General features: G+C 66.3%; 15 protein-coding genes and 2 tRNA genes. 10 read left to right on the forward strand and 7 right to left on the reverse strand.

What is annotated here, in order from left to right:
• The first annotated feature begins 118 nt into the window (after nt 1-118).
• From tig to QZM35_RS10070, 7 genes are all read left to right on the forward strand, one after another.
• Nucleotides 119-1,465, forward strand: coding sequence for a trigger factor (gene tig, locus QZM35_RS10040; protein WP_089425625.1), 1,347 nt, complete (start codon nt 119-121; stop codon nt 1,463-1,465).
• Nucleotides 1,466-1,605: 140 nt separating this feature from the next.
• A complete protein-coding gene (gene clpP, locus QZM35_RS10045; RefSeq protein ID WP_010092137.1) occupies nt 1,606-2,259 on the forward strand; it encodes an ATP-dependent Clp endopeptidase proteolytic subunit ClpP in 654 nt (217 codons plus the stop codon).
• A 163-nt stretch (nt 2,260-2,422) separates the two neighbouring features.
• Complete coding sequence (gene clpX, locus QZM35_RS10050; protein WP_006489345.1) at nt 2,423-3,694, forward strand: ATP-dependent Clp protease ATP-binding subunit ClpX; 1,272 nt, start codon at nt 2,423-2,425, stop codon at nt 3,692-3,694.
• Between the two features lie 199 nt (nt 3,695-3,893).
• Nucleotides 3,894-6,317 (forward strand): endopeptidase La, encoded by a 2,424-nt coding sequence (lon, locus tag QZM35_RS10055; RefSeq protein WP_011352361.1) that lies wholly within the window; start codon nt 3,894-3,896, stop codon nt 6,315-6,317.
• Nucleotides 6,318-6,521: 204 nt separating this feature from the next.
• Nucleotides 6,522-6,597: transfer RNA gene (locus QZM35_RS10060), tRNA-Val, on the forward strand.
• 23 nt (nt 6,598-6,620) lie between these two features.
• A tRNA-Asp gene (locus QZM35_RS10065) sits at nt 6,621-6,697 on the forward strand.
• A 147-nt stretch (nt 6,698-6,844) separates the two neighbouring features.
• On the forward strand, nt 6,845-8,779 hold the full coding sequence (locus QZM35_RS10070; protein WP_301775860.1) for a SurA N-terminal domain-containing protein: 1,935 nt from the start codon (nt 6,845-6,847) through the stop codon (nt 8,777-8,779).
• A 70-nt stretch (nt 8,780-8,849) separates the two neighbouring features.
• On the opposite strand, the gene QZM35_RS10075 is transcribed toward QZM35_RS10070, so the two are convergent.
• A complete protein-coding gene (locus QZM35_RS10075; RefSeq protein WP_089425623.1) occupies nt 8,850-9,524 on the reverse strand; it encodes an arylesterase in 675 nt (224 codons plus the stop codon).
• On the opposite strand from QZM35_RS10075, the gene QZM35_RS10080 reads away from it, so the two are divergent.
• Entirely contained in the window at nt 9,523-10,236 is a 714-nt protein-coding gene (locus tag QZM35_RS10080) for an ABC transporter ATP-binding protein (RefSeq protein WP_174972685.1), read from the forward strand. The two genes, QZM35_RS10075 and QZM35_RS10080, sit on opposite strands and share 2 nt — an antisense overlap.
• A 68-nt stretch (nt 10,237-10,304) precedes the next feature.
• Here the strand turns inward: QZM35_RS10080 and pgi are convergent, their stop codons facing one another.
• From pgi to QZM35_RS10095, 3 genes are all read right to left on the reverse strand, one after another.
• On the reverse strand, nt 10,305-11,927 hold the full coding sequence (pgi, locus tag QZM35_RS10085) for a glucose-6-phosphate isomerase (RefSeq protein WP_301775861.1): 1,623 nt from the start codon (nt 11,925-11,927) through the stop codon (nt 10,305-10,307).
• A 111-nt stretch (nt 11,928-12,038) separates the two neighbouring features.
• Nucleotides 12,039-13,586, reverse strand: a complete 1,548-nt coding sequence (locus QZM35_RS10090; RefSeq protein ID WP_301775862.1) for an NAD(P)H-hydrate dehydratase — start codon at nt 13,584-13,586, stop codon at nt 12,039-12,041.
• 52 nt (nt 13,587-13,638) lie between these two features.
• Nucleotides 13,639-14,940 (reverse strand): FAD-dependent oxidoreductase, encoded by a 1,302-nt coding sequence (locus tag QZM35_RS10095; protein ID WP_089431192.1) that lies wholly within the window; start codon nt 14,938-14,940, stop codon nt 13,639-13,641.
• Nucleotides 14,941-15,271: 331 nt separating this feature from the next.
• On the opposite strand from QZM35_RS10095, the gene purL reads away from it, so the two are divergent.
• Nucleotides 15,272-19,336, forward strand: a complete 4,065-nt coding sequence (gene purL / locus QZM35_RS10100; protein ID WP_089431191.1) for a phosphoribosylformylglycinamidine synthase — start codon at nt 15,272-15,274, stop codon at nt 19,334-19,336.
• A gap of 5 nt (nt 19,337-19,341) precedes the next feature.
• A complete protein-coding gene (locus QZM35_RS10105) occupies nt 19,342-19,887 on the forward strand; it encodes a GNAT family N-acetyltransferase (RefSeq protein ID WP_301775863.1) in 546 nt (181 codons plus the stop codon).
• 181 nt (nt 19,888-20,068) lie between these two features.
• Here QZM35_RS10105 and QZM35_RS10110 read toward each other — a convergent pair whose 3' ends face one another.
• Genes QZM35_RS10110 through QZM35_RS10120 form a run of 3 tightly spaced genes read right to left on the reverse strand, consistent with a single transcriptional unit; the run spans nt 20,069 to nt 21,710 of the window.
• Nucleotides 20,069-20,851: a peptidylprolyl isomerase gene (locus QZM35_RS10110; RefSeq protein ID WP_089425616.1), complete on the reverse strand. Its 783-nt coding sequence runs from the start codon at nt 20,849-20,851 to the stop codon at nt 20,069-20,071.
• An 18-nt stretch (nt 20,852-20,869) separates the two neighbouring features.
• The gene (locus QZM35_RS10115) at nt 20,870-21,178 is read right to left on the reverse strand and encodes a BolA family transcriptional regulator (RefSeq protein ID WP_021163397.1); all 309 of its coding nucleotides are present in this window, start codon (nt 21,176-21,178) and stop codon (nt 20,870-20,872) included.
• A gap of 1 nt (nt 21,179) precedes the next feature.
• Nucleotides 21,180-21,710, reverse strand: coding sequence for a septation protein A (locus QZM35_RS10120; RefSeq protein WP_011352350.1), 531 nt, complete (start codon nt 21,708-21,710; stop codon nt 21,180-21,182).
• Between the last annotated feature and the right edge of the window lie 14 nt (nt 21,711-21,724).

Consider the following 21,724-nt stretch of genomic DNA (forward strand, 5'->3'; position numbering starts at 1 on the left):
GCGTGCAGGGATGGCGTGGCGCTCCGGCGCGGCGAGTGGATGTGACACACATCACGCCGCAGGCAGGCACGGCAAGGAAAACCCGATTCGCTCGAATAATTTTAGGACGATTGAAGCCATGGCTAACGTTGTTGAGAACCTCGGCAAGCTTGAACGCCGCGTGACGATTTCCCTGCCGAAAGACACCGTGCAGAAGGAAATCGACGCCCGTATCCAGAAACTCGCGAAGACCGTGCGCATGCCGGGTTTCCGCCCGGGCAAGGTGCCGGTGAAGATGGTCGCGCAACAGTACGCGGGTCAGGTCGAGGCGGAAGTGCTGAGCGACAAGATCGGCCAGGAATTCTTCACGATCAGCCGCGCGGAAAACCTGCGCGTCGCTGGCCAGCCGAGCTTCGAGCCGAAGCAGGAGCAGGCTGAAGGTGCATACGCGTTCGACGCGACGTTCGAGGTCTACCCGGAAGTCAAGATCGGCGATCTGGCGACGGCTGAAGTCGAGCGCTCGACGACGTCGATCGGCGACGCCGAAATCGACCGCACGCTGGACATCCTGCGCAAGCAGCGCGTGCACTTCCACGCACGTGGCGAAGCCGGCGAGCACGGCGACGGCGGCGCGGACACCGCAGCGAAGGACGGCGACCGCGTGACGGTCGACTTCGTCGGCAAGATCGACGACGTCGCGTTCCAGGGCGGCACGGCTGAAGATTTCCCGTTCGTGCTCGGCGAAGGCCGCATGCTGCCGGAATTCGAAACCGCAGCGCTGGGCCTGAAGGTCGGCGAATCGCGCACGTTCGACCTGGCGTTCCCGGAGGACTACCACGGCAAGGACGTCGCGGGCAAGACGGCGCAGTTCACGGTCACGATGAAGAAGATCGAGTGGCCGCACCTGCCGGAAATCGACGCTGAATTCGCGAAGTCGCTCGGCATCGAAGACGGCGACCTCACGAAGATGCGCGCCGAGATCAAGGAAAACCTCGAGCGCGAAGCGAAGCGTCGCACGCAGTCGATCGTCAAGAACCAGGTGATGGACGCGCTGCTGAAGATTTCCGAACTCGACGTGCCGAAGGCGCTGATCGAGCAGGATCAGCAACGCCTCGTCGAAATGGCTCGCCAGGATCTGGCGCAGCGTGGCGTGCCGAACGCGAAGGACGCACCGATCCCGGCCGAGATGTTCACCGAGCAGGCAGAACGCCGCGTGAAGCTGGGCCTCGTGCTGGCCGAGCTCGTGAAGTCGAACGGCCTCGAAGCGAAGCCGGAACAGATCCGCGCGGAAGTCGACGAGTTCGCGAAGAGCTACGAAGACCCGAAGGAAGTGGTCCGCTGGTATTATTCGAACCAGCAGCGCCTCGCCGAGATGGAAGCGTTCGTCGTTGAAAGCAACGTCGTCGATTTCGTGCTGGGCAAGGCGAAGGTGACGGACAAGGAAGTGAGCTTCGAAGCACTCGCGAGCGCATCGGCGCAAGCGTAAGTGTTGCTCTAGCGGCGTGCCGGCTGTCGGAGCGACGGCCCGCACGCCGTTTTTACGTCAAGCGCACGGTTGCCATTAATATGGCGATTGAGCGGGCGGCTTCCTTCCGTTCAATTTTCCATTCGAACAAGGTTCATTGAATGATCACTCGCGCTGAATTGCTGGACATGCTTGCTTCGAACGCGCCGCAGGGTTTCGAGGCGCAAGCGCTGGGGCTGGTGCCGATCGTCGTCGAAACGAGCGGCCGCGGCGAGCGTTCGTACGATATCTACTCGCGTCTCCTGAAGGAGCGCCTGGTGTTCATGGTCGGCGAAGTGAACGACCAGACCGCCAACCTCGTGGTCGCGCAATTGCTGTTCCTCGAGAGCGAGAATCCCGACAAGGACATCAGCCTGTACATCAACAGCCCGGGCGGGTCGGTGTCGGCCGGCATGGCGATCTACGACACGATGCAGTTCATCAAGCCGGACGTGTCGACGCTGTGCATGGGCCTCGCGGCCAGCATGGGTGCGTTCCTGCTCGCGTCGGGTGCGAAGGGCAAGCGTTTCGCGCTGCCGAATTCGCGCGTGATGATTCACCAGCCGCTCGGCGGCGCACGCGGCCAGGCATCCGACATCGAGATCCAGGCACGCGAAATCCTCTACCTGAAGGAGCGGCTGAACCAGTTGCTCGCGCAGCACACGGGCCAGGACGTCGAGCGCATCGCGCGCGACACCGACCGTGATAACTTCATGTCGAGCGAGGACGCGAAGGCGTACGGGCTGATCGATCAGGTGCTGTTGAAGCGCCCGTGAGCTTAAACGGGGTGCCGCCCCGATTCGGGCGGCGCCCTCAAACGTCCCGAGTGCCCTGAGCATCTGCGGCAAGCGCATCCAGCCGGCTCCGGTCGCGCCCTAGGCGCGGCGTCCGGAGCAATCGGCGTATCATGTCATTTACCTGTCCGGAGGCTCTACATTCATGGCGGACAAAAAAGGTTCGAACAGCGAGAAGCTGTTGTATTGCTCGTTTTGCGGAAAGAGCCAGCATGAGGTGAAAAAACTCATCGCGGGCCCGTCGGTGTTCATCTGCGATGAATGCATCGACCTCTGCAACGAAATCATTCGCGACGAGGCGGCTGCCGCCGGCGTCGAGGCCAGCCTGTCCCGGTCGGATCTCCCGAGCCCGCAGGAAATTCGCGACATCCTCGATCAGTACGTGATCGGCCAGGAGCGCGCGAAGAAGATCCTCGCGGTGGCCGTGTACAACCACTACAAGCGCCTGAAGCATCTCGACAAGAAGGACGACGTCGAGCTGTCGAAGAGCAACATCCTGCTGATCGGCCCGACGGGCTCCGGCAAGACGCTGCTCGCGCAGACGCTCGCGCGGTTGCTCAACGTGCCGTTCGTGATCGCCGATGCGACGACGCTGACCGAAGCCGGCTACGTCGGCGAGGACGTCGAGAACATCATCCAGAAGCTGTTGCAGAACTGCAACTACGAGGTCGACAAGGCCCAGCGCGGGATCGTCTACATCGACGAAATCGACAAGATCAGCCGCAAGTCGGACAACCCGTCGATCACGCGCGACGTGTCGGGCGAGGGTGTCCAGCAGGCGCTGCTGAAGCTCGTCGAGGGCACGATGGCATCGGTGCCGCCGCAGGGCGGCCGCAAGCACCCGAACCAGGATTTCATCCAGGTCGACACGACCAACATCCTGTTCATTTGCGGCGGTGCATTCGACGGCCTCGAAAAGGTGATCACCGACCGTACCGAGAAAACCGGCATCGGCTTCGGCGCGACGGTCAAGAGCAAGCAGGAACGCGACGCGGGCGAAGTGCTGCGCGAAACGGAACCGGAAGACCTGATCAAATTCGGTCTGATCCCCGAATTGATCGGCCGCCTGCCGGTGGTCGCGACGCTCGGCAAGCTCGATGAAGCCGCGCTGATGAAGATCCTGGTCGAGCCGAAGAACGCGCTCGTCAAGCAGTATCACAAGCTGTTCGCGATGGAGCGCGTCGAGCTGGAGATCCGGCCGGGCGCACTGCAGGCAGTCGCCCGCAAGGCGATCCGCCGCAAGACCGGCGCGCGCGGTTTGCGTTCGATCATCGAACAGGCATTGCTCGACGTGATGTACGAGCTGCCGACGATGAAAGGGGTCAGCAAGGTCATCATCGACGAGAACGTCATCGATGGCGACGGCAAGCCTTTGCTGATCTACGAGGACACGCCGAAGGTGGCGGGTTCGAACTGACCGGCTTGCCGAGACGATGTTCTGCGAAAAAGGCCGTTCATGAGACCGTGGGCGGCTTTTTTTCGTTTATCTTGTGGGTAACTCTGACTCGACACGCGGTGGTTACTTTCTTACCGAATATTTCCCGCACTTGAAGGCTTGCAATTCGTTGTGGCGGCCTCAATTACCGAACAATTGATTCCACTCATGGGGAAATGAAATGTCAGGCACCCAACTTCTCCCGCCGGAACGCATCACGCTCCCGCTGCTGCCGCTGCGGGATGTCGTCGTTTTCCCGCACATGGTGATTCCGCTCTTCGTGGGCCGGCCGAAATCGATCAAGGCCCTCGAAGCAGCGATGGAAGGCGGCAAGCACATCATGCTCGTCGCCCAGAAAACCGCGGCCAAGGACGAACCGACCGAAAAGGACATGTACGAGGTCGGTTGTATCGCCAACATCCTGCAGATGCTGAAGCTGCCGGACGGCACCGTGAAGGTGCTCGTCGAGGGCCTGCAGCGCGCGAAGGCGTTGTCGATCGAAGAGCAGGAAACGCAATTCTCCTGCGAAGTGATGCCGCTCGAACCCGATCACGCCGACAGCGCTGAAACGGAAGCGCTGCGCCGCGCGATCGTGTCGCAGTTCGACCAGTACGTGAAGCTGAACAAGAAGATCCCGCCGGAGATTCTCACGTCGCTGTCGGGCATCGACGAAGCGGGCCGCCTCGCCGACATGATCGCCGAGCGCCTGCCGCTGAAGCTCGACCAGAAGCAGCACATCCTCGAGATGTTCCCGGTCATCGAGCGCCTCGAGCACCTGCTCGCGCAGCTCGAAGCCGAGATCGACATCCTGCAGGTCGAAAAGCGCATCCGCGGGCGCGTGAAGCGCCAGATGGAAAAGAGCCAGCGCGAGTACTACCTGAACGAACAGGTCAAGGCGATCCAGAAGGAACTGGGCGAAGGCGAAGAGGGCGCAGATCTCGAGGAACTCGAGAAGCGCATCAACGCCGCGCGCATGCCGAAGGAAGCGAAGAAGAAGGCCGACGCCGAGCTGAAGAAGCTGAAGCTGATGTCGCCGATGTCGGCGGAAGCCACCGTCGTGCGCAACTACATCGACACGCTGATCGGCCTGCCGTGGCGCAAGAAGAGCAAGGTCAACAACGACCTGTCGAACGCCGAGCAGGTACTCGACGAGGATCACTTCGGCCTCGAGAAGGTGAAGGAACGCATCCTCGAGTATCTCGCGGTCCAACAGCGCGTCGACAAGGTGAAGGCGCCGATCCTGTGCCTCGTCGGGCCTCCGGGCGTCGGCAAGACCTCGCTCGGCCAGTCGATCGCCCGCGCGACGAACCGCAAGTTCGTCCGGATGGCGCTCGGCGGCGTGCGCGACGAAGCCGAGATCCGTGGCCACCGCCGTACGTACATCGGTTCGATGCCGGGCAAGATCCTGCAGAGCCTCACGAAGGTCGGCGTGCGCAATCCGCTCTTCCTGCTCGACGAAGTCGACAAGATGGGCATGGATTTCCGCGGCGATCCGTCGTCGGCGCTGCTCGAAGTGCTCGATCCGGAACAGAACCACACGTTCGCCGACCACTACATCGAAGTCGACTTTGACCTGTCGGACGTGATGTTCGTCGCGACGTCGAACTCGCTGAACATCCCGCCGCCGCTGCTCGACCGGATGGAAGTGATCCGTCTGTCGGGTTACACGGAAGACGAGAAGGTCAGCATCGCCCAGCGTTACCTGCTGCCGAAGCAGAAGAAGAACAACGGGCTGAAGGAAGGCGAGATCGAGGTCACCGAGCAGGCGATCCGCGACATCATCCGCTACTACACGCGTGAAGCCGGTGTGCGTTCGCTCGAGCGGGAAGTGTCGAAGATCTGCCGCAAGGTCGTGAAGATGCTGCTGCTGAAGAAGGCATCGGGTGCGATCAAGGTCGACGGCGAAAACCTCGATACGTTCCTCGGCGTACGCAAGTACGACTTCGGCCTCGCGGCGAAGGAAAACCAGGTCGGTCAGGTGACGGGCCTCGCGTGGACGGAAGTCGGTGGCGATCTGCTGACGATCGAAGCCGCGGTGATGCCGGGCAAGGGCAACGTGATCCGTACGGGTTCGCTCGGCGACGTGATGAAGGAGTCGGTCGAGGCGGCACGTTCGGTCGTGCGCTCGCGCTCGCGTCGTCTCGGCATCAAGGACGAAGCGTTCGAGAAGCAGGACATCCACATCCACGTGCCGGAAGGCGCGACGCCGAAGGACGGTCCGTCCGCGGGTGGTGCGATGACGACCGCGCTGGTGTCGGTGCTGACGGGTATCCCCGTGCGTGCCGATGTCGCGATGACGGGCGAAATCACGCTGCGTGGTGAAGTCCTGCCGATCGGTGGTCTGAAGGAGAAGCTGCTCGCCGCGCATCGCGGTGGCATCAAGCTCGTGCTGATCCCGGAAGAGAACGTGAAGGATCTCGCCGAGATTCCGGACAACGTGAAGAACGCGATCGAGATCGTGCCGGTCCGCTGGATCGACAAGGTGCTGGAACTCGCGCTCGAGCGTTCGCCGACCCCGCTGCCGCCGGAAGAAGAGGCGAAGGCGGCGGCACCGGTCGCCGATGCGGCGAAGGATGCCGGCTCGACGGAATTCGTCAAGCACTAAGCATCGGGACATCGTCGTTCCTGACGGTTGTTCACGAAACCCGCGGCATGGCCGCGGGTTTTTTTATGCGTAGCCGAATCGTATGCGCGAACGTTTAAAAAAATCGCGTCAGGGCTTTGCAAAATGATCGGGGATGAATTAAACTTGCGGGCTCGCTGGTTGTTGATGCCGAAACGCAGATCGCAGCCAGAACGAATCGGAAACGGGTGCTTAGCTCAGCTGGTAGAGCGGCGCCCTTACAAGGCGTAGGTCGGGGGTTCGAACCCCTCAGCACCCACCAGTTTCCTGATTCAGCCAGACCAAGGAGCGGTAGTTCAGTCGGTTAGAATACCGGCCTGTCACGCCGGGGGTCGCGGGTTCGAGTCCCGTCCGCTCCGCCAGACAAACGAAAGTGCCCGCCGAGTGCGGGCACTTTCGTTTTGTGCGCCTGTTTGCCGCGCCGTACTCGCGGACGCTACGTCTGCTTTTCTCCCGTCCCACCCCGTATGTTGTAATATCGGACGTTTTGTCCAATTTTCCGGTCACGCATGCTCGATTTCTTCCGTAATCACCAGCGCCTGATGATGGCGCTCCTGCTCCTGATCGTGTTGCCGGGGCTGGGTTTCGTCGGGATCCAAGGCTTCCGCGGCTTCTTCGACGACAGCGCGAACGTCGCGGCAGTCAACGGGCACAAGATCACGCGGGTCGAATTCGACGGCGCGTTCCGTCAGCAGATCGACCAGGCGCGTCAGGCGCTCGGCGGGCAGTTCGACGTCAAGATGTTCGATACGCCCGAGCACCGCAAGCAGGTGCTCGACGGCCTGATCCAGCAACGCGTGCTGGCCGACGAGACCCAACGTCTGCACCTGACCGCATCCGACAACGCCGTGCGCGACGCGCTGATGAGCGACCCGATGATTGCGTCGCTGAAGAAGCCCGACGGTTCGATCGATGTCGAGCGCTATGCGCAATTGCTGTCGTTCCAGGGGATGACGCCCGAGCAGTATCAGGAGCGCGTGCGCTACAGCCTCGCTCTACAACAGATTCCGGCCAGCATCGTGTCGAGCGCATTCACGCCGAAGAGCCTCGCGCAACGCCTGTCCGAACTCGCCGCGCAGCAGCGCGAAGTGCAGGCGCTCGTGCTGAAGACGAGCGACTTCGCCGCGAAGGTCCAGCCGACCGATGCGCAGCTCGCCGCGTACTATGACGCGCACAAGCAGAGCTTCGCGACGCCGGAGACCGCGACGATCCAGTACCTCGTGTATTCGCCTGCCGCAGCGGCCGCGAGCGCGCAGCCGACCGAGGCGGACATCAAGAAGTTCTACGACGATAACCCGACGCACTTCCGCACCGAAGCGCAGGTGCGCGTGAGCCACATCTTCATCGCCGCGCCGGGCAGCGCAAGCGCGGCCGACAAGGCTGCAGCGAAGACGAAGGCCGAGCAGCTGCTGGCCGACGTGAAGGCGCATCCGGACCAGTTCGCGCAGGTCGCGCAGAAGAGCTCGCAGGACGCACCGTCTGCCGCGAAGGGCGGCGACCTCGGCTTCATTACGCGTGGCTCGACGGCGGGCGGCAAGGCGTTCGACGATGCCGCGTTCGCGCTCAAGCAGGGCGACGTGAGCGGTGTCGTGCAGTCGGATCTGGGCTTCCACATCCTGAAGGCAACGGAAGTGAAGCCGGCGGCGGTCAAGCCGTTCGCCGACGTGAAGGACCAGATCGCAGTCGAGCTCAAGCAGCAGTACGCATCGAAGGCGTTCACGGACAACGCGGAAGGCTTCACGTCCACCGTCTACGAAAAGGCGAAGACGCTGCAGCCGGCCGCGGACAAGTACAAGCTGACGATCCAGACGGCCACCGTCACGCCGACGCCGAATCCGCAGCTGCCGCCGACGAGCCCGCTGAACAATCCGAAGTTCCTGGCCGCCGTGTTCGCCAACGACTCGGTGAAGAGCCAGAACAACACGCAGGCGATCGACGTCGGCAACAACACGCTGATCTCGGCGCGCGTGACCGACTACAAGCCGGCCGCCGTGCCCGCGCTCGACGCGATCAAGGACGTCGTGCGCCAGAAGGTCGTGGCCGAACAGGCTGCGGAGCTCGCGAAGAAGGACGGCGCGGCGAAGCTTGCCGAACTGCAGAAGTCGAAATCGGTCGACGGGTTCGCGGCCGCGCAGAAGGTGTCGCGCACGCAGTCGCAGGGCCTGACGCCGGCTGCACTGAGCGCCGTGTACAAGGTCGATGCGAAGACGCTGCCGGCGTACGTCGGTGTCGATCTCGGCGCGGACGGCTACGCGATCTACCGCGTGAACGCGGTGATCCCGGGTTCGGCGGTCGATCCGCAGCAACTGGCCGCCGCGCAGCAGCAGATGGCGCAGGTCGACGCGCAGAGCGAAGGCGAAGCGTATCTTGCTGCGCTGCGTGACCGCTCGAAGGTGAAGCTGTACGGTACGACGGCCAGCCAGTCGCAGGACGGCGACAACTGAGCGTCGTTTCGCACGCAACAAAAAGCCCCGCTTCATGCGGGGCTTTTTGTTTTCCGGCGGGGCGGCAGCGTCAGCCGCGCGGCTTGCCGAGCAGCGGCTTCAGCGCAGGCCAGACGTTGTCGAGCAGAATGCCTTGCGCCTGTTGTGCAGGGTGCATCTGGTCGGCCTGGAACAACTCCGGCTTGTTCTCGATGCCGGCCAGCAGGAACGGCACGAGCGGCACGCCGAGATCCTTCGACAGCCGCGTATAGACGGCGTGGAACTTCTGCGTGTAGTCGGGGCCGTAATTGGGTGGCACATACATGCCGACCAGCACGACCTTCGCCCGCGCCTGTCGTGCGCCTGCGATGATGTCGCGCAGGTTCTGCTCGGTCGTGGCGAGCGGCACGCCGCGCAGCGCATCGTTGGACCCGAGCTCGACGACGACGATCGACGGCTTGAGCCGTTGCAGCACCGCGGGCAGCCGCGCGCGGCCGCCGCTCGTGGTGTCGCCGCTGACGCTGGCGTTCGCGACGCTATAATCGATTCGCTCGGTCGTGAGCCGTTGCCGCAGCAATGCCACCCAGCCGGTGTCGCGCGGCAGCCCGTATTCGGCCGACAGGCTGTCGCCGAGCACGACGATCACGGGCTGGCCTGATGTCGCCGCCGGCGTCGTTGCGGCGCGCGCCGGCACGGTGGCAGCGAGCAGGGTGCCCAGCAGCGCGGCGACCGCCGCGCGTCTTTTCCAGCGAAATGTCGTGTCCATGTTCAAGATTACCGATCCGATCATCGAAGTCCATGACGTATGCAAGCGGGTCGCCGATGCAACGGGCGAGCTGACGATCCTCGACGGCATCACGTTCGCCGTGCAGCCGGGCAGCAGCCTCGCGATCGTCGGCGCGTCGGGGTCGGGTAAATCGACGCTGCTCGGCCTGCTTGCAGGGTTGGACAGCGCGACGAGCGGCACGGTTCGCCTGCTCGGGCGTGCGCTCGACCAGCTCGACGAGGACGCGCGCGCGGCGCTGCGCAACGGCGCAGTCGGGTTCGTGTTCCAGTCGTTCCAGTTGATGCCGCACCTGACGGCGCTCGAGAACGTCATGCTGCCGCTCGAGCTGCAGGGAGGCATCAGCGCGCGTGAAGCAGCCGATCGTGCCCGGGCGCTGCTCGTGCAGGTCGGTCTCGGCGAGCGTACCGCGCATTATCCGAAGCTGTTGTCCGGGGGCGAGCAGCAGCGCGTCGCGCTTGCACGCGCATTCGTCACGCGCCCGGCGATCCTGTTCGCCGACGAGCCGACCGGTAGCCTCGATGCGGCCACCGGCCATGCGGTCATCGACCTGATGTTCGAACTGAACCGCACGCACGGCGCCACGCTCGTGCTCGTCACGCACGATGTCGAACTCGCGCGCCGCTGTGCGACGACCGTGACGATCGACGCCGGACGCATCGTCGAGCCGCACGCGGAGCAGCGCGGCACCTGAATTGAGCGGCCGGCCGCGCAAGCAGGGCTGCGCGGCCGGCATCGGCATGACGCCGCTACCCGAGAGCGTCAGCGCTTCAGCGCCGCGCGGGCGCGCTCGATCAGCGCGGTGGTCGACGAGTCGTGCTTGGCTGGATCGACCGACTCGGCCGTCAGGTCGGCTTCCACCACCTTGCCGAGAATCTTGCCGAGCTCGACGCCCCACTGGTCGAACGGATTGATGTCCCACACCGTTGCCTGCACGAGCACCTTGTGTTCATACAGCGCGATCAGCGCGCCGAGCGTGCGCGGCGTCAGCGCATCGACGAGCAGTGTCGTCGTCGGGCGGTTGCCCGGGAACGTCAGGTGCGGCGCGAGCGCTTCCTTGCCCGACCCCGCGACCTTGCGCGCTTCGTCGAGCGTGCGTCCGAGCATCAGCGCCTCGCTCTGCGCAAAGCAGTTCGCCAGCAGCTTCGGATGATGGCTCGCGAGCGGATGCTCGGGCGTCAGCACCGCGATGAAGTCGATCGGCACAATCGTCGGCCCCTGGTGCAGCATCTGGAAGAACGCGTGCTGGCCGTTGGTGCCCGGCTCGCCCCACGTGACGGCGGAGGTCGGGTAGTCGACGAAGGTGCCGTCCAGGCGCGCGGATTTGCCGTTGCTCTCCATTTCGAGCTGCTGCAGGTATGACGGCAGGTAGTGCAGCGCTTCCGAATACGGTGCGACGAGATAGCTCTGCGAACCGAAGAAATTCCGGTACCAGATGCCGATCAGGCCGAGCAGCACGGGCAGGTTGCGCTCGAGCGGCGCTTCGCGGAAATGACGGTCCATGTCGTTCGCGCCGGCCAGCAGCTCGTCGAACTGCTCGGGGCCGATCGCGATCATGATCGACAGGCCGACCGCCGACCACAGCGAGTAACGGCCGCCGACCCAGTCCCACATTTCGAACACGTTGTCCGCGGCGATGCCGAACTTCACGACTTCGGCCGGGTTCGCCGACACGCCGACGAAGTGCTTCGCGAGCGCGTCCTCGGGGCAGCCGCGCGCGACGAACCAGTCGCGCAGCGAGCGTGCGTTCGTCATCGTCTCGAGCGTCGTGAACGTCTTCGACACGATGATCGCGAGCGTTTCCTCCGGATCGACCTGTTCGAGCACGCGCGCGAGATCGGCGCCGTCGACGTTCGACACGAAGTGCGTGGTGATTTCAGGCGTCGCGACGTGGTGCAGCGCATGCACGACCATCTTCGGCCCGAGATCGGAGCCGCCGATGCCGATGTTGATCACGTGGCGGATGCGCTTGCCGGTGTAGCCCGTCCACGTGCCGCTGCGCACGGCGCGCGCGAAGGTCGCCATCTTCGCGCGCTCGGCGCTGATCTGTGCATGGAACGGCACTTGCGGATCGGTCGCGCGCAGCGCGGTGTGCAGCGCGGCACGGCCTTCGGTCGGGTTGACGATCTCGCCCGCGAACATCGCGTCGCGGCGTGCTTCGACGCCCGCGTCACGTGCGAGCTGCACGAGCAGGCGCAGCGTCTCGTCATTGATGCGGTTCTTCGAGAAATCGGCCGCGAGGCCGCCGCCTGCGAGCGTGAAGCGTTCGGCACGCGTCGGCGTGGGGTCGTTTTCCGGCGCGAACCAGTCGCGCAGGCGAGCATGGCGGATTTGCTCGAAGTGGGATTGAAGGGCAGTCCAGGCGGGGAGCGAATTCAGCGTCATGGCGGTTCGAGTGAAGCGTGAATCGGGAGGAATGCCGCGCCGGCTCATCGGGATCGGAAGGCCGGCGGACGAGAGGGCCCGCCGTGCGGCGGGGCAGTCAGTATAGCGGCCTTATGTGTCGGCGCGCGGCGACGCGTAAAAAAGGCGATTGATCAGCGTGCGCACCATCGGCGCGAGTTCGCCGGCCGTGAGTCCGGCCGGGCCGGTGCCGTGTGCGGTCAGCGTATCGGCCGCGAGGCCGTGCAGGTAGACGCCCGCGAGCGCTGCCTCGTACGGTGCGACGCGCTGCGCAAGCAACGCGCCGATCAGTCCGCCGAGTACGTCGCCGGTGCCGCCCGTGGCAAGCGCCGCGTTGCCGGTCGGATTGATCGTCACGCGGCCGTCGGGTGCCGCCATCACCGTGCCCGAGCCTTTCAGCACGACATGCGCCGCATAACGAGTCGCAAGTGCCTGCGCGGCTGCGACGCGGTCGCGCTGGATAGTCGCCGTGTCGCTGCCGAGCAACCGGGCGGCTTCGAGCGGATGCGGCGTCAGCACGCACGGATTGCCGCGCGCACCGCGCGTGGCGACGGCGGCCGCGAGATCGGCATGTGTCGCGACGAGGTTCAGCGCATCGGCATCGAGCAGCGTCGCGGCATCGTGTGCGAGCACGTCACGCACGAGCGTCGCCGCGGCCTCGCGCGTACCCAGCCCGCAGCCGGCCGCGATGGTGGTCATCGCGCCGAGATCGAGGCCGTCGGCCGGATGCAGCATCAGTTCGGGGAACGGCGGGTCGTACGGCGGCGCACCGGCGCCGAGGAAGCCGACGTGCACCTTGCCGGCACCGGCGTACAGCGCGGCGCGGGCGGCCAGGATCGGCGCGCCGCACATGCCCGTGTCGCCGCCGAGCACTGCGAGACTGCCGAACGTGCCCTTGTGGGACGCGAATGCGCGCGCGGGCAGGGCGGCGGCGAACCGCGCGGGCGCGTTCAGCACGATGGCCGGCGCGGCGGGTGGCGCGACGTCGAGCGAGGCGACGTCGATCTCGCCGGCGAGATCGCGGCCTTCGCCCGTATAGAGGCCCGGCTTCGCGGCGATGAAGGTGAGCGTATGGGTGGCGGCGACGGCGACGCCCGCGCCGACGATCTGGCCCGTATCGCTGTCGAGCCCGCTCGGCACATCGAGTGCGAGCACGTGGCCGCCGCTGCGCGCATGCGCGGCGATGCGCTGGGCCTGCTCGGCGAATGCGCCGTCGAGCGCGCGGCCGAGGCCGATGCCGAACAGCCCGTCGACGACCCATGCAAAGCTGTCCAGCGAAGCAGGCGGTGTGGCGGATAGCGGTACGCCCGCTGCGCGCGCGAGGCCGAGCGCCCATTGCGCGTCGTCTGGTTTGACTGGCACCGGCATCCACGCTTGCGTGGCGACGCCAAGCTGCTGGAGGTGAGCGGCTGCAACCAGCGCGTCACCGCCGTTGTTGCCCGGGCCGACCGCGAACCACACGGGGCGGTCGTCGCCGGCCATGCGCTCGGACAGCCAGTGCGCGGCGGCGGCGCCGGCGCGACCCATCAGCGTATGCGGCGGCAGCGCCGCCGTGGCGTCGGTTTCGGCCGTGCGCAGGTCGGTGACGCGCAGCAGCGCGATCGGATCGGAATCGGGGAGCGGGCGGGTATTGACGGTCATCGCGGGGTCGTGGCGGCTGGCTAGGTGGCCGCCGGGGACGGGCCCGCGGCGGTCAGGTCGTGAAGCGCCCGGCGCGCAGCGCGGCGAGCGTGTCGGCGGGCCAGTGCTGCACGTCGCCGCCCAGATAGTCGGTCACCACTTTAGCAGACCCGCAGGCGAGCCCCCAGCCGGCCGGGCCATGCCCGAAATTGACGAACACGCGCGGATGCGGGGTCGGACCGACGACCGGCAGGCCGTCCGGCGACAGCAACTGCGTGCCTTGCCACGACAACGCGGCCGAGATGCGCGCGGCGCCGGGCACCCAGTCGTGGACGGCCTGGCCGAGCAGCGCGAGCGCGGCCTCGGACAGCGGCTCGGCGAGCGGCTTCGCGGTCTCGGGCAGGCTCTGCAGCACCGCGCCGCCGCCGACGCGCAGCCGCTGGTGGGTGCGCGTGATCGAGATCCGCTTGATCGAATCGATGACGTTCAGGTGCGGCGCATGTTCTTCGTACGCGACCGGCGCGGTGAGCGTATGGACGCGCACCGGATGCAGCGGCAGGCGCCAGCCGAGCCGGTCGAGCAGCGGCAGGCTGCCGGCGCCGGCGGCGACCACGATCGCATCGGCGGAAATCACGTCGACCTCGCGTGCGTTCGACGCACGCCGGTCGCCGGGCGGGACGAGCTCGACCGCGGCACGGCCGGTGTCGACGCGGATCGCGGCGACTTCCGCGCCGAAGCGGAACTGCACGCCATGCTCGTCGAGCGTCTGCTTGACCAGTTTCGCGAACAGCGGGCAATTGCCGGTGCGTTCGGTCTCGAGCAGCACGCCGCCGGCGAAGCCGGGTTCGGCCGGCACCGACGGTTCGAGCGTCGCGCATTCGTCGGCGGAGAGCAGGCGGTACGGCTGGTCGAGCGTGCGCAGCAGGTCGAGCGCCGGCTGCATCGCGTCCCAGTCGCGCGGATCGCGCACCACGTGCAGGATGCCGGGCTTCTGTTCGAATTCGAGTTCGAGGCGGGTCTCGATGTCGGCGAGCGTGTCGCGTGACGCATCGATCAGCGGGCGCAGCCGCGCGTACTGGGCGGCGAACGCGTCGGGTTCGCGCAGCGTGCCGAGCTGCTTGACGAAGCGGCGCACGCCGCCGTTGAAGCCCGGCTTGTAGACGATGCCGCTGTCGCGCGGCTGGCGCTGGCGCATGAAGGTCGGGCCGAACCAGACGTCGAGCGGGCTCGGCAGCAGCGCGCCGCCGTCGCCGTAGGTCGCACCCTGCGCGACGGTGGCGTGACGTTCGACCACGCACACGCGATGGCCGGCCGCGCGCAGCTGGTAGGCGGTGGCGACGCCGCTGATTCCGCCGCCGATGACGATGACATCCATGGATTGCTTCGATGACGGGCGGCGCGCAGGCGCCGCCCGGTGAGAATTCGCTGAGGGCCCCGGCCCGGTGAACCCGGAATGATAGCGCCAAAATCGCGGGAACCGGCGCCGGGCGAGCACGGACCGTGCAGCCGTGCCACGGCCGCCGGCTGCCGCGCCCGCGCGGGGCGGCCCGGCGGGCGGGCTGTACACGGCGCGCACCGTGGCACCGTTGCGGTGCATGCACGCTACCGATTGGCCGGTCTGGGGCGACCGACTTCCGGGTATAATTACGGCCTTCCTTTCGCCCCACGTCGCCACCTTGCGCGACTCATCGACGTCAGTCCAGCCCATGGCTCACTTCTCGTGTTTTCCCGGCGCTTCGGCCCTCTCCGATTTCCGTCAAACCCGTCTGCTCGACACGCTCAAGCAAATCGACGCCAACATCGTCGCGGTGCGCGGGCAGTTCCTGCACTTCGTCAATGCGGCCGAGCCGCTTTCGGCCGACGACAGCGCGCGCATCGACGCGCTGATGCACTACGGCGCGCCGTTCGAGCCGGCGGCCGAGAAGGGCACGGCCGAGACCTTCGTCGTGCTGCCGCGTTTCGGCACGGTCTCGCCGTGGGCGAGCAAGGCGACCGACATCGCGCAGCACTGCGGCCTCACGCAGGTGCGTCGCATCGAGCGCGGCGTCGAATTCACGGTCACGCTGAAGTCGGGCCTGCTCGGCGGCAAGAAGGCGCTGTCGGACGACGCGCGCGCAGCCGTGGCGGCCGCGCTGCATGACCGGATGACCGAAAGCGTGGTCGCGGCACGCGACGACGCGAAGCACCTGTTCGACGAACTGCCGGCCAAGCCGCTCGCGCGCGTCGACGTGCTGGGCGTCGGCCGCGGCGCGCTCGAACGCGCGAACGTCGAGCTGGGCCTCGCGCTCGCCGACGACGAGATCGACTACCTGGTCGATGCGTTCCGCAAGCTCGAACGCAACCCGACCGACGTGGAACTGATGATGTTCGCGCAGGCGAACAGCGAGCACTGCCGCCACAAGATCTTCAACGCGCAGTGGACGATCGACGGCGAGGCGCAGGACATGTCGCTGTTCGCGATGATCCGCAACACCGAGAAGCTGAACCCGCAGGGCACGATCGTCGCGTATTCGGACAACTCGTCGATCATGGTCGGCGCCGAAGCCGAGCGCTGGTTCCCGCGCAACGCAGGCGCGGCCGGCGAGCCGGGTGAACGCTATGGCCGCCACACCGAGCTCACGCACACGCTGATGAAGGTCGAGACGCACAACCACCCGACGGCGATCTCGCCGTTCCCGGGTGCGGCGACCGGCGCGGGCGGCGAGATCCGCGACGAAGGCGCGACGGGCCGCGGTGCGCGCCCGAAGGCCGGCCTCACGGGCTTCACCGTGTCGAACCTCGATCTGCCCGACGCACGCCAGTCGTGGGAAAACGCACGTGACGCGGCCCAGCCGGTCGGCGAGCGCAACCCGAACGAGGCGCACGGCCCGTACGGCCGCCCGGACCGCATCGCGTCACCGCTGCAGATCATGATCGACGGCCCGCTCGGCGGCGCCGCGTTCAACAACGAATTCGGCCGTCCGAACCTCGGCGGCTATTTCCGCGTGTACGAGCAGAACGTCGGTGGGAAGGTGCACGGCTATCACAAGCCGATCATGATCGCGGGCGGTCTCGGCAACATCGCCGACCAACATACGCACAAGCACGACGTGCCGGCCGGCTCGCTGCTGATCCAGATCGGCGGCCCGGGCATGCGGATCGGCATGGGCGGCGGCGCCGCGAGCTCGATGGCGACCGGCGCGAACACGGCCGAACTCGACTTCGACTCGGTGCAGCGCGGCAACCCGGAAATCGAGCGTCGCGCACAGGAAGTGATCAACGGCTGCTGGCAGCTCGGCGCGGAAAACCCGATCCTGAGCATCCACGACGTCGGCGCGGGCGGCCTGTCGAATGCGTTCCCCGAGATCGTCGACGGTGCGGGCAAGGGCGCGCGCTTCGAGCTGCGCAAGGTCGCGCTCGAGGAATCGGGCCTGTCGCCGCGCGAAATCTGGTCGAACGAAGCACAGGAGCGCTACGTGCTGGCGATCGCGCCGGCCGACCTGCCGCGCTTCGAGGCGATCTGCGCCCGCGAGCGCTGCCCGTTCGCGGTGGTCGGTGTCGCGACCGACGAACGCCAGTTGAAGCTCGTCGACGACGAAGCGACGGGCGCCGACGAATACCCGGTCGACATGCCGATGGAAGTGCTGCTCGGCAAGCCGCCGCGCATGCATCGCGACGTCACCCGCGTGGCGACCGAGCGTGCGCCGGTCGACGTGACGGGCATCGCCTTGTCGGCGGTCGCGGTCGACGTGCTGAAGCACCCGACGGTCGGCAGCAAGTCGTTCCTGATCACGATCGGCGACCGCTCGGTCGGCGGCACGTCGGTGCGCGACCAGATGGTCGGCCCGTGGCAGGTGCCGGTGGCCGACTGCGCGGTCACCGCGCTCGACTACGCGGGCTTCAAGGGCGAGGCGATGACGATGGCCGAGCGCACGCCGCTTGCCGTGATCAATGCGCCGGCATCGGGCCGCATGGCGGTCGGCGAGGCGATCACGAACATCGCGAGCGCGCCGATCGCGTCGCTCGACAAGCTGAAGCTGTCGGCAAACTGGATGGCGGCATGCGGCACGGCCGGCGAGGACGCCGCGCTGTTCGACACGGTCAAGGCGATCGGCATGGAGCTGTGTCCGGCGCTCGGGATCGGCATCCCGGTCGGCAAGGATTCGCTGTCGATGAAGACGAAGTGGGACGAGCAGGGCGTCGCGAAGGAAGTGGTGTCGCCGGTGTCGCTGATCATCTCCGCGTTCGCACCGGTCGAGGACGTGCGCCGTCACCTGACGCCGCAACTGCGTCGTATCGCCGACGCGGGCGACAGCGTGCTGATCGCGATCGATCTCGGCCGCGGCAAGAACCGGATGGGCGGCAGCATCTTCGCGCAGGTCACGCAGCAGGTCGGCGACACGACGCCGGACGTCGACGACGCGGAAGACCTGAAGCGCTTCTTCAACGCGATCCAGTCGCTCAATGCGCAAGACAAGCTGCTGGCCTACCACGACCGCTCGGACGGCGGCCTGTGGGCGACGGTGTGCGAAATGGCGTTCGCGGGCCACGCGGGCGTGTCGCTGAACGTCGACATGCTGACGCTCGACCCGAATCACGAATCCGACTACGGCGACGCGAAGGACTGGGCGAAGCAGACGAGCGGCCGCCGCGAGGATCGCACGCTGCGCGCGCTGTTCTCCGAGGAACTCGGCGCCGTCGTGCAGGTGCGTGCGACCGATCGCGACGCGGTGCTCGGCGCGCTGCGCGAGTTCGGCCTGTCGGCGTGCTCGCACGTGATCGGCTCGGTCAACGATCGCGACGTGATCGAGGTATACCGCGACGCGAAGAAGATCTTCGACGCACCGCGCACCGAACTCCATCGCGCATGGAGCGAAGTGAGCTGGCGCATCGCGCGCCTGCGTGACAACCCCGCATGCGCGGATGCCGAATACGACGCACTGCTCGACGCGGCCGATCCGGGCATCTCGCCGGTGCTGAGCTTCGATCCGGCCGACGACATCGCCGCGCCGTTCATCGCGACGGGCGCACGGCCGCGCGTCGCGATCCTGCGCGAGCAGGGCGTGAACTCGCATCTGGAAACGGCCTACGCGTTCGACCGCGCGGGCTTCGATGCACACGACGTGCACATGAGCGACCTGCTCGCCGGCCGTGCCACGCTCGCCGATTTCGCGGGTGCGGTCGCATGCGGCGGCTTCTCGTACGGCGACGTTCTGGGCGCGGGCGAAGGCTGGGCGAAGACGATCCGCTTCAACGCGAACCTCGCCGACATGTTCTCGGCCTTCTTCGCACGTCCCGACACGTTCGCGCTCGGCATCTGCAACGGTTGCCAGATGCTGTCGAGCCTCGCGTCGATGATCCCGGGCGCGGATGCGTGGCCGAAGTTCACGCGCAACAAGTCCGAGCAGTTCGAGGCGCGCTTCTCGTTCGTCGAAGTGGAGAAATCGCCGTCGATCTTCTTCGCGGGGATGGAAGGTTCGCGGATTCCGGTCGCCGTCGCGCACGGCGAAGGCTATGCGGACTTCTCGCAGCAGGGGGACATCGATCGCGTCGCGGTCGCGATGCGTTTCGTCGATCACCGCGGCGAAGCGACCGAGCGCTATCCGTTCAACCCGAACGGCTCGCCGGCCGGCATCACGTCGGTCACGACGGCCGACGGCCGCTTCTCGGTGCTGATGCCGCACATGGAGCGCGTGCATCGCACGGTCGCAATGAGCTGGCACCCGGAAAGCTGGGGTGAAGCGAGCCCGTGGATGCGCGTGTTCCGCAACGCGCGCCGCTGGATCGGCTGATCGGAATGATGTTCGATCCGCACGCGCCGGTCGAGGTCGTCACGCTGCGCGATCAGCGTGCCAGCGAGGCCGACGCGATCGGCCGCGTGATCGTCGCCGCGTTCGCGGGCGAGCCGGAAGGCGGCCAGTTCGAACGGCGGATCGTCGATACGCTGCGTGCGGACGGTGCGTTGAGCGTCTCGCTCGTCGCGGAGCGCGACGGCCGCGTGATCGGGCACGTCGCGTTCTCGCCGGTGTCGATCGGCGGCGAACCGTCCGGCAGCCAGGGCTGGTACGGGCTGGCGCCGCTCGCGGTGCTGCCCGACTGCCAGCGGCAGAGCATCGGTGCGGGGCTGGTGCGCACAGGGCTCGACGCGTTGCGCCGGCTTGGCGCGCGCGGTTGCGTGCTGCTCGGCGAACCCGCGTACTACACGCGGTTCGGCTTTGCGCCATCCGGCGGCATCGTGTTCCCGGGCGTGTCGCCCGGGTATTTCCTCGCGCTGTCGCTCGACGATTCGGCGCCGCGGCCGTCAGGTGACGTTCGCTATCACGACGTGTTCTATCCCGCGTAGCCTGGCGCGCTTGCGGTGCGCGCGAATCCGGCACGGGAAAGGCCGCTCTTCGGAGCGGCCTTTTTCTTTTGCCGGGCTGCAAGCGAAGCGCATCGTGACTCGTCCGCAGGCAGTGTGCGCGGGCAATAAAAAAACCGCTCCGAAGAGCGGTTTTTCGATGCGCGTGTGGCGCGTGCCGGCGTTACTTGACCGTTGCCTGCTGGCGCAGGCCTTCCTCGAACGCCTGCAGCTTCTGCTGTACGAGCTGCTGCGCGATCTGCTGCTTCACCTGCTCGAGCGGCGGCGGGGCGATGTCGCGGATGTCGTCGACGCGGATGATGTGCCAGCCGAACTGCGTCTTCACCGGCGTGTCGGTCATCTGGCCTTTCTGCAGCTTCTGCGCGGCCGCCGCGAATTCCGGTACGTACGCCTTCGGGTCGGACCAGTCGAGATCGCCGCCGTTCTTGCCCGAACCCGGATCCTTCGAGTATTGCTTCGCGAGATCCTCGAATTTCGCGCCGGCCTTGATCTTCGCGATCAGGTCCTTCGCCTGCTGCTCGTCGCTGACGAGGATGTGGTGCAGGTGGTATTCGCGATTGCCGCCGGCGCCCTTGACGAGGTCGTCGTAGCGCGCCTTCACTTCGGCGTCGGTCGGCTGGTTCTTCTTCAGGAAGCTCTCGATCATCGAACGCAGCACGACGGTCTGCTGCGCGACGGCGACCTGCGCCTTCACGTCCGGACGGTTCGGGATGCCTTCGCGGATCGCTTCCTGCATCAGGATTTCGCGGTTCACGAGTTCCTGGCGCACGGCCTGCTGCAGTTGCGGACTGTCGGTCTGGCCTTGCTGGACGAGCTGAGCCACCATCGCGTCGGCGCGCGACTTCGGAATCGGCGTGCCGTTGACGACGGCGATGTTCTGGGCAAATGCCGGTGCCGCTGCAAAAGCAGCCGCCGCGACCCACAGGCGGGGGGATTTCAGGATCATCGGGAATTCCTAATGAGACTAGATTGAAGATTCGTTGAATTCTTCGGGCGTGTAAGCCACGATCGCGAGCGCATGAATGCCGCGCTGCATCGCATCAGCGAGCGCATCATACACCAGCCGGTGCCGCGCGACGCGCGGCTTGCCGGCGAAGGCGGCCGACACGATCGTGACCGTGAAATGGCCGCCGGCGGACGCGCCGGCGTGGCCCGCGTGCTGCGCGCTGTCGTCGCGCACGGTGAGCGACAGCGGGGCGAGCGCCGCGGTGAGGCGCGCTTCGATCAGCGCGATGCGTTCGTCGGGCGACGCGTGGAGAAAGGCGTCCGTCATGTCACTCGTCCTTCAGGTATTTCGTGAGCCACAGGCTCTGCAGGATGATGAATACGACCATCGCGCCCGTCGTGCCGAACAGCTTGAAGTTCACCCATTGCGATTCGGTGAAGTTGTGCACCACGTACAGGTTCGCGACACCGAGCACCGCGAAGAACAGCGCCCACGCGACGTTCAGCTTGTCCCACACGGGGTGCGGCAGCGTGAGCTGCTTGCCCATCATCTTCTCGATCAGGTTGTTGCCGAACGCATAGCGCGCGGCGAGCAGCCCGATCGCAAACAGCCAGTACAGCACAGTCGGTTTCCATTGAATGAATTTCTCGTCATGCAGGACGAGGGTGGCGCCACCGAAAACGACGATCACGCCGAGGCTGACCCACAGCATCGTGTCGACCTTCCGGTGCCGGAAGGCAACCCAGGCGACCTGGGCCAGCGTCGCGACGATCGCGACGGCGGTGGCGGTAAAGATGCCCCAGACCTTGAAGGCGGCAAAAAACAGGATGATCGGAAACAGATCGAACAGGAATTTCATGGCGCTCGCAGCTG

The organism is Burkholderia sp. AU45274 (assembly GCF_030482505.1).
GTDB lineage: Bacteria > Pseudomonadota > Gammaproteobacteria > Burkholderiales > Burkholderiaceae > Burkholderia.